The sequence below is a fragment of the Rossellomorea sedimentorum genome (assembly GCF_046237645.1).
In the GTDB taxonomy this organism is placed as follows: Bacteria; Bacillota; Bacilli; order Bacillales; family Bacillaceae_B; genus Rossellomorea; species Rossellomorea sedimentorum.
This window is the reverse complement of record NZ_CP143546.1, coordinates 2,684,783-2,698,828: the sequence shown is the minus strand read 5'-3', so window position 1 is coordinate 2,698,828 and position 14,046 is coordinate 2,684,783. Positions and strand designations below refer to the sequence as shown.

Here is a 14,046-nt window from a genome sequence, read left to right as displayed (position 1 = left end):
GCTGTTTTATTAATCTTGGCTATTGGTATTGTTATTTCGTGTACCGTTAGTTGCGTTATTTCCATTACCTGCGCTATTGTTATTTCCTTGTCCAGTGTTATCTTCGGCAGGAGGATTTGTTTCATCTTCATTCTCATTGCCCTCGCCGTCACCTTCGTCATCCTGGTCTTCATTGTCTTCATTGTTGCCTTCTTGGTTTTCTTCATCTTCAGGGTTTTCGTGTGAATCTTCATCTTCTTCAGGCTCTTCCTGATTTTGAACCGTTACGGTAACTGTTGCAGGCTCACTGCGCTGCTCCCCATCTACAGCAGTAACGGTGAATGTATAGGTACCGTCAGCAGCAATATTTTCGACAATCAAGCCTTTTTCAGGAGTAGTAGATAGAACTTTAGCTTCTTCATTATTGAAGGATCCGGTTACCTCGAAGCTAGGTTTGCGATTTTCATCCTCGTAGTCCCAAGTTAGAGTGATAGTTTTCTCGTCATTATCAAATTCAGCTTCCAATCCAACAGGCCCAGGCAGCTTATCATATTGTTCTGAAACCTGGCTCGGTTCCGTTCCCCGGACAAAGAGTTCATAAGTGATCTCGTCTTCAGGAGTATAATCACTTGGAAGGCGGGCAGGGTTCGAGCCTTTCTCGACAGGTGATTCCACAACACTCTTAGGTTTCTTGAAATCAGGAGTGTCGATGTCCTGTGATACGTAACTCATGATATCCTTTACGATGTATTGGGCAATATGCCGCTCCTGTGGATTCAATGGATACTTTCTGTCGCTGTAACCCGTCCAAACTGAAGCGGTATAATTGGTTGTATAGCCGACAAACCATGAATCCGGCGCTTCATTTGATGCTACATTGAACTTCGCTCTGTCTTCCTCAGTATAGTTGGTTGTACCGGATTTACCGGCCATCGCCAAGCCTGGTACATTAGCGTAGATACCTGTTGCACCAGGTTTCAATACATCCTTCAGCATATCTGTAATCATATAGGCTGTATAATCCTTCATGACAGTCTTTGATTCTGGATCTACAGTCACTTCTGTTTCACCGTCTCTGAGAACAATCCTTGTGACTGAATGAGGCTTGTTGTAAATTCCTTCATTTCCAAACGCGGCATACGCTCCTGCCATCTGTACCGAATTGACGCCCGGTGTTCCCCCTAGGGCATAGGCTTCAAATACTTGTTCGAAATTAATGCCTAATCCTCCAAGGAAACCTCTAGCTTCTTCCAACCCGACTTCCTGCAAGGCCTTTACAGCAGGTACATTTCGTGAATCCCATAGTGCTTCACGGATGGAGATGTAGCCTTTGAATCTTTTATCCCAGTTATTGATATTCGTGTCTGTATTCGTATACTGATAAGGCTCATCATTAATTTGATGATATGTTGACCAATTTAGGTATTCAATAGCAGGACCATAGTCAAGCAGGGGTTTGATTGTAGAGCCAGGCTGTCTCTTGGCATCAACAGCATAATTAAATCCACGCTTTATTTCGCCATAGTTGCGGCCGCCGCCAATTGCTCTGATTTCACCTGTTTGTGTATCCAGGAGTGTTATCCCGGCTTGCATTAATTCTTCAAATCTCTCTGGATAGGCAAAGTCAATTGCTTCTCCAGCAAGGATGGCTTCTACACGCTCCTGTGCATTTGGGTCCACCGTAGTGTAAACTTTTAAGCCGTCTGTGAAAAGGTTATAGTCGCCAAGCTCGGCAACTTCATCGATGACTACATCGATGAACGCCTGATATTTGTCGGTAGCCCTTTCTTCTCTTGCTTCTTCGGATACAAGAGATTCAGTGACAGGAATGGCTTGTGCCTGTTCCATTTCTTCCTGTGTGATTTTTCCGTGCTGATGCATCAAGCTGAGAACAATGTTTCTTCTCTTTTCAGCTTTTTCAGGATAATCAAAAGGATTGTAGTTATTAGGGCTTTGCGGCATGCCTGCAAGCAGGGCCGCTTCATGCAGCTCTAAGTCTTTTAAGTCTTTACCATAGTAGTAGGTTGAAGCTGTACCAAAACCATTTAAACCGGCCGACATATAGACTTTATTAAAATACATTTCAAAGATTTCGGTTTTCGTATAATCCTGTTCCAATTTAACGGCAAGCCAGGCTTCCTGTGCTTTCCGTTCCAGAGTTTTCTCAGAAGTCAGGAAAGACCCTTTGATGACCTGCTGAGTCAGGGTACTGGCACCTTCAGAACCAAAACCGTTTGTAACGTTGGCAATGACGGCACCGCCTAGGCGGATCAAGTCAATTCCATTATGTTTGTAAAAGCGGTTGTCCTCAGTGGCAAGAATGGCATCTTCCATAAGAGGGGGGATCTGTTCGTAATTGACATAATCCCTTTTTTCGGTTCCGACGGTTGTAATCAGGTCTCCGTTCATATCAAAAATCTCAGAAGCAATCGGATCTTTGAGGAGTGACTCATCTAATTCGGGTGCTTGGCTCGCGTAATAAGCGAACAATCCTGCCCCGGAAAGCATGCCGATGATCCCGGTGATAAATAAACTGATAATAGCCTTGGCGAAAAATGTTTTCTTCTTACCCTTCTCTTTCCCCTTAGCTTTTTGTTTTGCAAGGCGTTTTTCTTCCCTGGATTTATATTGTCCAGACATAGTGTGTTTCCTCACTTTCATCTCATCTCCCTGCTACAGCTGAAGCTAGCGCAAGAGATATCCTGTTTTTTCACAAATATATAGACTGAACGGTTTTTAGATAATCGATGCGCGGGTGTAAACCTAATGCGATTTTAACCCCGTCTTTTTCAATCTCTTCCTTCTTGATTGATTTTCGACCGCCCCGTTCCATCCTTTCCCAATATTTATAAAGCTCTTTAAATTTCATGAAAAATATTTCTTCTGTCGCCGAAAAGCGTATCAATATAAAAGCAATTCCATCCTGTTCATCCACCTGTTTCATATGCTGGATTTGGTGAGTATGGAGGTTTTGCAGCGGAAACGATGTTTTGTTCCTTGTTTCTTTTGCTTCAAAATCAATATATCTGCCTCGGTACAGTCCATTATAGTCTGTTGTCGATGGCTGCTTGAAATAAGCTTCCTTAATGACAGCAGCACTTCGCTGGGGATAGTGGACATCTACAATTTGAACCGGCGTAGGCTTTTTATGAATGACGGCGATACCGTTAACTAAGTAATATTGGTTGGTTTCATTGATATCTTCCTCAAGTGTCATCCCCCGGTTACTGTATGAGACTTTCTTTGCAGCCGGCTTTTTAGCGGCTGGAGAAGTTTTCGCAATAAATTTTTTCCCATTGGGATAATGGAAGTTCATATTCACACCTCGCAAACTAATCTATATCATATCAGATACGTCAAGAAGATGGGTGAATAAAATTGCCTAAATCTCGTTAACATAACCCTATAATGACGAACGAGGCGGTTTATATGAACAAAATATCCTTTTTTCAACCGTTTTTACCCGATTGCTCGAGCATTGAAACTCATGAACAACTAATCTCCATCATTCGCGAAAAGACCTTTCAATATAATCGGGATAATATTTCAAGAACAAAGGCTTACCAAGAGTATTACCTATTACATCCTGAAATAAAATGGTCTTTTTTAGCCTCGATGGTGTCCCGCAATGCAGGCTGGAATATGTGTGACCTGAAAGGTGCCTGGCTTCCCTCGGTCATTGATAAGGACACCCGGAAATCGCTTTTTCTTACATATGAAAGGGCGAATTGGCTGATTTTTCAGGATGTATTTCCTCAGTTGCTGATACATCATTATAAGACGGAAATGAAGGAAGAAATGTTTCATTTATTTCGTGAATTTTTTGTGTCGGGATTCATGCAATATGAATGGAAGATATTCTGGGAGAGCGGGGACCGGGACAGGCTAATGCAGTCTCTTATCATTAATGAACAGAATGTGATAGAGGAACCTGTCTTGCAACACCCGGTATACAAACGCAGGGTGTTTAAGACTAATTTGTTTTTTCTTGAGGACCATTTTCATTTCAGTTCCGTCGTTTTTCCTACTAAGGGGGGAAACCTATACGGAGCGAGTGTTAGTGATTTCAGAAAGCTCGACCGCCGAATTTCCCTCGGGAACAGGCTATCCCAAATTCTGTTCAGGAAAGATTTATATTTTTACTTTAAAGAGTTTGCACTATCTACTGAGCCGACCGGATCAAGAAGAGACTATGAACGTTTCTGTCCCCATGCCCCTTTTACAGGAACGCCGATTCTAAGAACCGTCTATCGTGAAGTGGAGCATCATATTCACGAACCCTTGAGTGATTGGTCAGAAGTGAGAAAAGTGAAAAACAAATGGTTCAGGCCCTCAAGGTTTAAAGAACCCGTGAAATTAACGGAATGGTATTTTCATAAACAGAGACAGCTTCAGAAACTGATTAAAATAGAAGAGATTTTCCGCAAGTAATGCAAAACAGTGCCGGTTAGCTCCGATAATGAGCTTGCCGGCACTTTTAGACTACTGTTTGTTATATTAAGTGGATGGACGGTCCGGACCTGCCAATTTTGGATTGCCTTGTCCAGCTTTTGCTTCATTTCGTTTTGCCTCTTTAATTCTTTGTTCTTTGCTTTCGTTCTTCGCCATAATCCCTTAACACCTCCTCCTACTATTGTTCTAAATTCGTCTGAATTTCATGCAGTTATTCTGTCGAAAATCTTTAGGAAGTATGTACTATTCCGACTTTCTTTGCCGAAAGAGTACTAGTTTTGTCAACCCGGAAGGTGGCAGAAAAAAGAGGGAGAATATAGTAATAAACAAATTGCGAGGAGGCTTTAAAATGGTGAACAAGAATGACCTGCTCTTATTGCTGACCGATATTGAAAAACAATTGGATGACCTGGAAGAAAAAATAAATAACAAGGTAAGTGAAGAAAAAAACGCTTTGATTACGGAAAGAAAAGTAAAGGTGGCCAAGGCCGAAAAAAAGTATTCCAAAGCTGAGACCAGAGTCCTTCTGAAAATGAGCCTATATGGAGAATCTCCCTTCGACAGAGCCCGTCAGGTCAATAATCTTGAATTATCTTATAAAACCACATAAAATGAAGTGATAATCGAAGTAGCTGACAAGCTGCTTTTTTTTGCCTTAAATCGGTAAAATTCTCGCAAATGGATTCTTAACTCTTAAACAGAAAGTTTTAAATAAGCCCATTATGCGGCCGGACTGTGAAAGGTTGGTTAAAAGTTGTAACAATCTTAGTTCATGGGGAAGATTATTTCACTCGTATAAAAATAGGCCGGTCTCCGGTGAAGTCTTGATTCTTTATAGCGTGTATGAACAACCGGATGGGCTGGTATCCTGTGGGAATCTAGATCTTGATGGCCCGACACCAAATTAAATTATTCACGGTCCTCCTTGGTCGGAAAAAATAAAAATGGTATAGTATCCCATGCGAATTCACTGAAAGTTCGTGTCTAATTCCGTGCCTATATGAAAAATCCCATACAGGCTGTTACAAGTGGAGATGGTTCTTAAATTATTAAGTTAAAAATACAGTGTGATCAGCGGTGTCACGTACCAGGACCGGTGAGGATATCGGCTTCATTTATTAAAGCAACATTAAAGCAAAGGAGGGAGCAGAGTGAATAACCTTAAACAATTAACTTCTGAACTCCTGGAAATGAATGATGAAATTTTAAAGATATATAAGGCTACAAGGGAACGGGGAGAAGAAGGTGATTTTTATCAGGAAGTCAAACCTTTCGCAGACAACGCTAAGGAGAAAATTGATTCTTGGAGGGAGATTGCACTTCAGTGGATGAAGGAGGATAGACCGAAGAATCTTCATCCCAGTCAAATTATCAATACAGCGGAAAATTTTGAAATGATCTCAATTCAAGCATTTTTTCCTAAAGCTAGTTATAAAAGATTTATCAGTCATTCGCAATCTGTGCAGTATGTATTGAAGACAGTACTCGATCAGCTTTCAGGCAATTGAGTAATCCCGCTATGCAACCGCCCCTCCAAGGAAAGTCCACATACCGTGTGGTGAACGATTGCCCAGTTTAAAAGGTTGATACAGAAAAGGGACAGAATCACTAAGATTCTGTCCCTTTAACTTATTATCCTATTGTGAAACGGTGGGAGATTCTGTAACTGGATAGGCCGCTTCAATCTCTTTGACAAGCTGCCTGTAGTCCTTGATGGTAATATCATTCAATATGTAGCATTTACGGGCAAAAGTCAAAAGTTCATTCAATGTGGCAGGTTCAAAATGGTATTTCTCATGAAATAATTGCTGAATTTCTTCTAAATTCATTACTAATTCCTCCCCTGTTACGTTTGTATAAGGCGGACCAATCCGCTTCCCCTACAAGTCTATGCTAACATGAATTTCTGATTTTTAAAGTTTTAAGAAAAATGGAACTTCCGACAAAAAATAACAGCTTGTCGAATGGTGCGGGGTGTGTTTAAGACTGTTATTGAACCGGGCTCCTGCACATTTTTCATGCATAAACATACTTTATAGCAGAGATTCCTTTGTCAGGAGGATGAATGGAATGGATCACAATTTTTATAGAAGAAGTCCGGTTCCCCGCTACAACGGATACCAGACAAATTATCAAGGATGGAATCCACAGCAGCTTCAACAGATGCCATATGCTTCGCAGGTTCCGTACGGATATGGTCCGGCGGGATATCCAAATCAGCAAGGCAACTACAATTTTTATTCACAGCCGCCTGTTTACAGTCATCAATACTTTCAAAACCCGCTGCAGCCCGAGGAACCCAGCTATTACCCCCAACAACCAGGGTATAATAATTACCACGGCATGACGAACCCATACCCAAAAGGCAGCTTTATGGTGAAACCTCAGTCATCGGGCATGGGGACAATCATGAATTCCTTTAAATCACAGGATGGTTCTCTTGACTTCAACAAAATGGTGAATACCGCAGGGCAAATGATGAATGCCGTATCACAGGTGTCTTCTATGGTTAAGGGACTGGGCGGAATGTTTAAGGTATAACAAGTTATATGAAGAAAAAGCTCAGGATTATCCCTGAGCTTTTCTGTTGTGAGAGAGTCATTCATCGGGGATTTTTGAGTTTTATAGAGGCTTCCGCTGTTTTTCAACTCCAGTGACCAGCGGATAGGCAATGTCAAATTCCTTCCCTGCCCGTTAAGTCAAAGGCCAAACCCCTCAATATGGAAAAAGAAATCCAGAAATAAAAAGCTTCTGGATTTTTTCAATTAATAATTTTTCTTAGTTTTGAGTATGTTCGGGGGCCACAGAATGTTCAGTAATTCAGCCCGTTCTTGTAGGAGCTCTTCTGTCGGTACGCGCTGAACGGCCCAAATCTTACAATTCAACTTTTTTTCCTCTGAGTTTTCCCAGCTTAAGGGTGAGTAGTCCATCTTGGTAATTAGCTTTGACTTTTCTTTCATCAACCAAGCCCGGGAGTGGAATGGTTCTGGAATTTTGTTGTTTTAGCTGTTTATGGAAAAAGGTGTTTGATTTTTCGTCTTCGGATGTGTGGATTTCATGGTTTTCCACTGAGATTTTTACATGATTTTGGAAAATGTCAATATCAATTTGCTCCTTTTTTACACCAGGCAGTTTCACCGTAATTGTATAGTCATTCTGAGTTTCTTTCAGATCTACTGGGAAGCCTGCATAAGGGAATGGAGAAGAGAAAAATTCATCAATGCTCTCAAGAATTCCGCGTACAGGTCTCTCTTGAAAGAAGGATTCCATCAATTCGCCAAACTTGGGTCTCTTTTTATCAGGTAGATTACCATCCATCATACTTGTCTCCTTTCTGACCGTTTTCACCAATTATTTTATGTGGGACAAATGGAAAATGTGTTATTGTACATGTACGTTTACAGCAGGTAGTTAAGGGCAATATAAACAATAGATTCTGAATAAAGGTGGGGGTAGCAATGGATACTCAACGTGTCGGAATGAATGAACTTTCTTATAAAGATCACGGGGAAGGGCAGACGGTCATTCTGTTGCACGGCTTCTGCGGAAGTTCGGATTATTGGGAGAAGGTCATTCCCCTATTAGACCAGTTCCGCGTAATAGCCGTAGACCTTCGCGGACATGGAGAATCCGGGATACCCGAAGGCGGTTATTCCATTGAAGATATGGCTAAGGATATTAATTACTTTATGGATCAGAAGCAGCTGCAGGATGTCTATATGTTCGGTCATTCGCTTGGAGGATATGTAACGTTGTCCTTTGCGAAAATGTTCCCAGACAAGCTTAAAGGATTTGGGCTGATCCATTCGACCCCGCTTCCTGATGATGAACAAGCAAAAGACAAGCGAACGGAATCTATAAAGAAAATAGACTCTGAGGGGATGGAGTCTTTCATAGATGGACTGGTTCCCCGTCTGTTTAATCAGGACCGGCTGGTAGAGTTGGAAGCGGAAGTCAGTAAGGTAAAGGAAATTGGGTACCACACCAGTCCTGCAGGCGCTAAGGAAACCTTAAAAGCTATGCGCAGCAGGGAAGATTTTCGATCGGTTATCCAAAACAGCTCTCTTCCAGTTCTTTTGGCTGCCGGAGCAAAAGATGCAGTGGTCCCACCGGAAAAAACCTTCGCTGCCGACGGAACAAAAGTAAAGAAGGTTGTGCTTGAGAACTCCGGACATATGGGATTATATGAAGAGCCGGAAAAATTGTCACTGGAAATTAAAAATTTCATTATAGATTCTGAATAAGCTCCTAATGCCGGGAAAGTTGGCCAAGCCAATTATTACCTGGCATTTTTTTCTCTTTTTATTCGAACGTTTATTCGCTAAAATAAGAAGAGAGGTGAAAAGCATGCTGCGAAAAAGAAATCTTCAAGAAATGATCGATCAATTTCAAAGAGAAAAGGAACATAAAGGGCAAATTGTCCATTGGCATACAATTGAAGAAAAACAGGCCCAGGTGAAGGATTTACCGGAACGGATTCATCCCAAACTTAAATCCGCCCTTGAAAAACGCGGCATAGAGAAGCTTTATACTCACCAGGCAACGGCGTTTGATACCGCGATGAGCGGCAAAAGTTTCACAGCAGTAACCCCAACTGCGTCAGGTAAAACTCTTTGCTATAATCTGCCGGTACTGCAGTCGATATTAGAGAACAAGAATGCGAGAGCCCTTTATATTTTTCCAACAAAGGCTCTGGCACAGGATCAGAAAAGTGAACTCAACGAAATCATTGCCGAAGCGGATGCAGCGATCAACAGCTATACATACGATGGAGACACATCGGCCAACATCCGACAGAAAGTAAGAAAAGCAGGACATATCGTGATCACCAATCCTGATATGCTTCACTCGGCGATCCTTCCGCACCATACAAAATGGGTTTCTTTGTTTGAAAATTTGAGGTATGTGATCATCGATGAGCTTCATATATACCGGGGCGTGTTCGGAAGCCATGTCAGCAATGTCATCCGGAGACTGAGAAGAATTTGCCGATTTTATGGAAGCGATCCTATTTTTATTTGTACTTCTGCTACGATTGCCAACCCTCAGGAACTGGCAGAAGGACTTACCGAAAAGGAAATGACCTTGATTGATAATAACGGGGCACCGAGTGGAAGGAAGCATTTCGTATTTTATAATCCCCCTATTGTCAATAAACCATTGAACATAAGGAGAAGCGCAACATTGGAAGTGCGGGATATTGCCGGGTCTCTATTAAAAAATAAAATCCAAACAATTGTTTTCGCCAGAAGCAGGGTCAGGGTCGAAATCATTCTCACTTACCTGCAGGAATTAGTGAAATCTCAATTGGGGCCTAAATCCATACGGGGATACCGCGGCGGCTATTTGCCTACACAGCGGAGGGAAATTGAAAAAGGCCTCCGTAATGGAGAAATTTATGGAGTCGTCAGTACCAATGCTCTTGAACTCGGTGTGGACATCGGTCAATTGCAGGTCTGTGTCATGACCGGATATCCGGGAACGATCGCAAGTGCCTGGCAGCAGGCCGGACGGGCAGGAAGGAGACAGGACGAAGCACTTGTCATTATGGTCGCGAGTTCCAGTCCTTTGGACCAGTACATTATTGAGAATCCACAATACTTTTTTGAAAATTCACCTGAAACAGCCAGAATCAACCCGGATAATCTTATTATCCTCATTGACCACTTGAAGTGCGCTGCATATGAGTTGCCTTTTACGGATGGAGACAAGTTTGGCAGCTTGGATATAGAAGATATTCTCGATTTCCTGGCAGAAGAAAGAGTGCTGCATAAAAATGGGGATAAATGGTATTGGATGAATGATTCATTTCCTGCTCACAACATAAGTTTAAGATCTGCTTCCCAGGAAAATGTTATTATCATAGATCAAAGTGATGTGGCGAATGTAAAGGTGATTGGAGAAATGGACAGATTTTCAGCTATGACACTCCTGCATGATGAAGCCATCTATTTGCATCAGGGGATTCAATATCAAGTGGAATTGCTTGACTGGGAGGAGAAAAAAGCATTTGTCAGGGAAGTGGATGTGGATTACTTTACTGATGCAAATCTGGCGGTTCAGCTTCGGGTGCTTGAAGAAGATAAGTCTAAATACAGTGACGCTTCAGAAACAGTCTATGGGGATGTCACTGTGCAGGCTATGGCCACAATTTTCAAAAAGATCAAGTTTGATACACATGAAAACATAGGTTCAGGCCCCATTCATCTGCCTGAAGAAGAACTGCATACCAATTCCACGTGGGTATCGTTAAAAAAAGAAATAGATTTATCAGCCGACCGGATTGAACAGGGATTAATCGGCCTTGCTCAAAGCCTGAAGGCCATCGTTCCGTTATTCGTTATGTGTGACCCGAGCGATGTCTATGTCGTCCCGCAAGTGAAAGCGGCTCATAATGAAAAGCCGACCATCTTTATCTATGACCGATATCCGGGAGGAGTCGGCCTTAGTGAAAAAGTATATGAGCAGATGGGGGAAATCCTCCAGGAATCCAGACGGATGATAACGCGCTGCCGTTGTGAGAATGGATGTCCATCTTGTGTAGGGACAGATATTTCTTCGGAAGACGCAAAAAACGATGCAGTCAGGCTGCTGGATATGTTTCTGGATAGTCAGCATTAGGAGAGGAGGGGTGAAAGATGTCACTTAAAAACAAACTGAATCGTATGAAAAGCCATATTGTGAGGGAAGAGAAAGAGGTTGTACCGAAACAGCCTGAGCCAGCCGGCTCTATTGAAATACCATTTATAGAATCATGGATTGAGCATGGAGTAAAACCGTATTATCTGGATGGAGATTATTGCTTGATTCTTGAGAAAACGTACGATCTGTCTGATTTTCACGGAAAGTATCAACTCGGTCAAATTAAGGAGGCGGTAGGGGCTTGGAATCAGTTTGATGGCACTCACCCTCTGTCTGCCAAAGGTTTGGCTGCTGACGATCTATTCTTTTTTGATACTGAAACAACCGGGCTCGGGGGCGGGACGGGAAATACGATATTTTTGCTGGGTTATGCCAAATTATCTGGAGATAAGCTGGTGCTCAGACAGCATATCCTTCCCCAGCCGGGCAGCGAAATTCCACTTTATCACAGTTTTTTAGAGAAAGTGGATTACAATACCCTCGTTACTTATAACGGAAAAGCGTTTGATTGGCCTCAGGTAAAGACAAGGCATACCCTAATCAGGGAACACGTTCCCAAACTGCCATCTTTCGGGCATTTTGATTTATTTCATGGGAGCAGGAGACTATGGAAATCAAAAATGGATTCGGTCAAGTTAAGCAATGTTGAAAAAGAAATCCTTGATTTTCATCGTACAGATGACGTGCCGGGCTATTTAGCCCCCATGATTTTCTTTGATTTTGTAGAGCGTAAAGACCCTGAAGGCATGTTGAAGGTACTTCTGCATAATGAATTGGATATTCTCTCGCTGGTCGTCTTGTATGTCCATCTCAGTTTTCAGATTCTTGGGATTGATTCTTGTCAAACCCCGGACGAAAAACTGCTGGTCGGAAAGTGGTTCGACTATCTGGGAGATAAAGAGCAGGCCATCGACAGGCTTGAAAAATTAATTGGAGAATCTGCTGGAAAAGAATCTTTGGCAGCAAAGCATTCGCTGGCATTTCAATATAAGCGGATGAAAAAGTACCAGGAAGCCTATGATTTTTGGCACGAAGTATCGGAAGCCGGGCCAAGAGAATTAAGAGCTGAAGCATGCATTGAGCTGGCCAAGCTTGCAGAACATCAATTCAAAGAGTTTGAAGGAGCCAGGATGTTTAGTATAAAGGCCTATGAGGAAATGGAAAACAGAGCGGTCATCAATGACAAAATAGTGAAAGAGCTTGCCAAAAGAATACAGCGTTTGGAAAGAAAATTAGCGAAATAACGAAAATTTCCCGGGCAACCGCAGTTTTCGCTAACTTTTTCAGTCGTTGTCGAAAATCAAGATTCGTATTTAGGTTATGCTGGATAATGGCGGATCTATTTGGGAAGCTTTTAAATTCTTTATAGAACAGAAGGTGGGGTTGTCAAATACTTGTCACTTTATCCATTAATTTCTTATTGAGGAATCCTTTGTACTTTTGTAAAATGTTGAATTGTGTTGAAATTCGTAGATTCTAAGGAGCTATTTTGTGACCTGTTACCATTTTGAAGAGATTTTCAGTTGAATCTTTTCAATCTGCTTGCTTTATTTGCAGTTAATGGAAATTACATACTGACACCTGTAAATATAGCAAAAGCTGCTCCTAAATATAAGAGGATAGGATGAAGATTGATGAGTAGAGCTTTGGTTGTTCTGTTTTTTATTGTTATATGCTTAACCGCTTTCATTTTTTCGAGTATGAAAGATGGTTCCTATACGTTCCTTTAAACCTTGCCGGTCAAAGCGGTTTAATTTCTACGGTGTACTCCGCTTGGATAAGGCAGAAAAAAAGTCATATCACTATTAGGAAGTCTGAGTGTTAAAAATAGGTGTTTGCATTAGTACATGTTCCCTCCTTTCATCATAGGCTGTTAATGTAACGATACAAAGATGAAAGGAGAAATTAGTATGCATTGCAGACCTAATCAAGTTCTTCCGACCGTTATGCATCCAACAAAATGCTGTAAAGTGAATAACTTTTCAACGTATGAGGTTCCTCATGTTCATCCGCAGCATACAACGATCGTAAATAACCAAATGTATCAGCATAAACATTATTTCCCTCAGACTCAATCAATGGTGGACAGTGTTTCACACCAGCACTTCAATTGTGGACCTGGACCAGGGCCAGGAGGCGCTATGGGACCAGGACCAGCAGGAGGTCCAGGAGCTATGGGGTCAATGGGGCCTGGACCAGGACCAGCAGGAGGTCCAGGAGCAATGGGGCCGATGGGACCAATGGGCGGACCAGGTGCAGGGCCGTATGGACAGGGAAGATAACGACTTGAAACAAGGGCATATAGTGTCCTTGTTTTTTTATTTTACAAAGCAACGGGAATTGATTATAGTGTAGAGAATATAGTTATTTGCAAGGAGGTTCAGAGGTGGGAAAGGTTGCAGCGGTAACCGGGTATAAATCATTTGAATTAGGCATCTTTAAAGAAGATGAGCCTGCATTGAAGTATATTAAGGCAGCGATCCAGAAGCAGCTCGAATCCCTCCTTGAAGATGGTCTTGAGTGGGTACTGATCAGCGGCCAGATAGGGACGGAGTTGTGGGCTGCTGAAGTGGTTTTTGATCTGCAGATGGAATATCCTGAATTAAAGCTCGCTGTATTGACTCCCTTTTTGGGTCAGGAGGAAAAATGGAGTGATAATAATAAGGAATATTATGAAATGATTATCTCCCAGGCTGATTTCGTAGAAAGTGTTTCCAATCAGCCCTATACAAGTCCTGCTCAGTTCCGAAACAGGGACCAGTTGTTTTTACATAAATGCGACGCGATCGTCATTTTATATGATGAAGAAAAGGAAGGATCGCCACAATATTTCTTTAAAGCGGCAAAGGAATATAAGGAAAATAATTCGCTCGACATCCGTCAGATTACGTTCATGGATCTTCAATGGATAGTGGAAGAGGAACAATTCAATACTATTAATTGAAAGAAAAATTGACAAACAGGGCTTTTTTT

The 14,046-nt window shown here is 42.0% G+C and carries 13 protein-coding genes; 9 read left to right on the top strand and 4 right to left on the bottom strand.

Going from position 1 to position 14,046, the window contains the following annotated elements; translation table 11 throughout:
* Nucleotides 1-9: 9 nt before the first annotated feature.
* Nucleotides 10-2,640 (bottom strand): PBP1A family penicillin-binding protein, encoded by a 2,631-nt coding sequence (locus V1502_RS13395; RefSeq protein ID WP_409251146.1) that lies wholly within the window; start codon nucleotides 2,638-2,640, stop codon nucleotides 10-12.
* A gap of 49 nt (nucleotides 2,641-2,689) precedes the next feature.
* Nucleotides 2,690-3,295 carry a Holliday junction resolvase RecU gene (gene recU / locus V1502_RS13390; RefSeq protein WP_409251145.1) on the bottom strand — a complete coding sequence of 202 codons (606 nt, stop codon included), beginning with the start codon at nucleotides 3,293-3,295 and terminating at the stop codon, nucleotides 2,690-2,692.
* Between the two features lie 113 nt (nucleotides 3,296-3,408).
* On the opposite strand from recU, the gene V1502_RS13385 reads away from it, so the two are divergent.
* The 3 genes from V1502_RS13385 to V1502_RS13375 all read left to right on the top strand — a co-directional run bounded on the left by V1502_RS13385 (nucleotide 3,409) and on the right by V1502_RS13375 (nucleotide 5,939).
* Complete coding sequence (locus V1502_RS13385) at nucleotides 3,409-4,410, top strand: DUF2515 family protein (RefSeq protein ID WP_409251144.1); 1,002 nt, start codon at nucleotides 3,409-3,411, stop codon at nucleotides 4,408-4,410.
* Between the two features lie 370 nt (nucleotides 4,411-4,780).
* Nucleotides 4,781-5,041, top strand: a complete 261-nt coding sequence (locus V1502_RS13380; RefSeq protein WP_409251143.1) for a hypothetical protein — start codon at nucleotides 4,781-4,783, stop codon at nucleotides 5,039-5,041.
* Nucleotides 5,042-5,582: 541 nt separating this feature from the next.
* On the top strand, nucleotides 5,583-5,939 hold the full coding sequence (locus V1502_RS13375) for a YppE family protein (protein ID WP_409251142.1): 357 nt from the start codon (nucleotides 5,583-5,585) through the stop codon (nucleotides 5,937-5,939).
* Between the two features lie 129 nt (nucleotides 5,940-6,068).
* Here the strand turns inward: V1502_RS13375 and yppF are convergent, their stop codons facing one another.
* Nucleotides 6,069-6,260, bottom strand: coding sequence for a YppF family protein (gene yppF, locus V1502_RS13370; RefSeq protein ID WP_409251141.1), 192 nt, complete (start codon nucleotides 6,258-6,260; stop codon nucleotides 6,069-6,071).
* A gap of 241 nt (nucleotides 6,261-6,501) precedes the next feature.
* On the opposite strand from yppF, the gene V1502_RS13365 reads away from it, so the two are divergent.
* Entirely contained in the window at nucleotides 6,502-6,972 is a 471-nt protein-coding gene (locus V1502_RS13365) for a YppG family protein (protein WP_409251140.1), read from the top strand.
* Between the two features lie 333 nt (nucleotides 6,973-7,305).
* Here the strand turns inward: V1502_RS13365 and V1502_RS13360 are convergent, their stop codons facing one another.
* Nucleotides 7,306-7,749, bottom strand: a complete 444-nt coding sequence (locus V1502_RS13360; RefSeq protein ID WP_409251139.1) for an Hsp20/alpha crystallin family protein — start codon at nucleotides 7,747-7,749, stop codon at nucleotides 7,306-7,308.
* A gap of 140 nt (nucleotides 7,750-7,889) precedes the next feature.
* Between V1502_RS13360 and V1502_RS13355 the strand changes: the two genes are divergently transcribed.
* The 5 genes from V1502_RS13355 to V1502_RS13335 all read left to right on the top strand — a co-directional run bounded on the left by V1502_RS13355 (nucleotide 7,890) and on the right by V1502_RS13335 (nucleotide 14,017).
* A complete protein-coding gene (locus V1502_RS13355) occupies nucleotides 7,890-8,675 on the top strand; it encodes an alpha/beta fold hydrolase (protein WP_409251138.1) in 786 nt (261 codons plus the stop codon).
* Between the two features lie 103 nt (nucleotides 8,676-8,778).
* Nucleotides 8,779-11,052, top strand: a complete 2,274-nt coding sequence (locus V1502_RS13350; RefSeq protein ID WP_409251137.1) for a DEAD/DEAH box helicase — start codon at nucleotides 8,779-8,781, stop codon at nucleotides 11,050-11,052.
* A gap of 17 nt (nucleotides 11,053-11,069) precedes the next feature.
* A complete protein-coding gene (locus tag V1502_RS13345; RefSeq protein WP_409251136.1) occupies nucleotides 11,070-12,317 on the top strand; it encodes a ribonuclease H-like domain-containing protein in 1,248 nt (415 codons plus the stop codon).
* Nucleotides 12,318-12,983: 666 nt separating this feature from the next.
* Nucleotides 12,984-13,355, top strand: a complete 372-nt coding sequence (locus tag V1502_RS13340; RefSeq protein ID WP_409251135.1) for a CotD family spore coat protein — start codon at nucleotides 12,984-12,986, stop codon at nucleotides 13,353-13,355.
* A gap of 104 nt (nucleotides 13,356-13,459) precedes the next feature.
* Nucleotides 13,460-14,017 carry a DUF1273 domain-containing protein gene (locus V1502_RS13335; RefSeq protein ID WP_409251134.1) on the top strand — a complete coding sequence of 186 codons (558 nt, stop codon included), beginning with the start codon at nucleotides 13,460-13,462 and terminating at the stop codon, nucleotides 14,015-14,017.
* Nucleotides 14,018-14,046 lie beyond the last annotated feature (29 nt).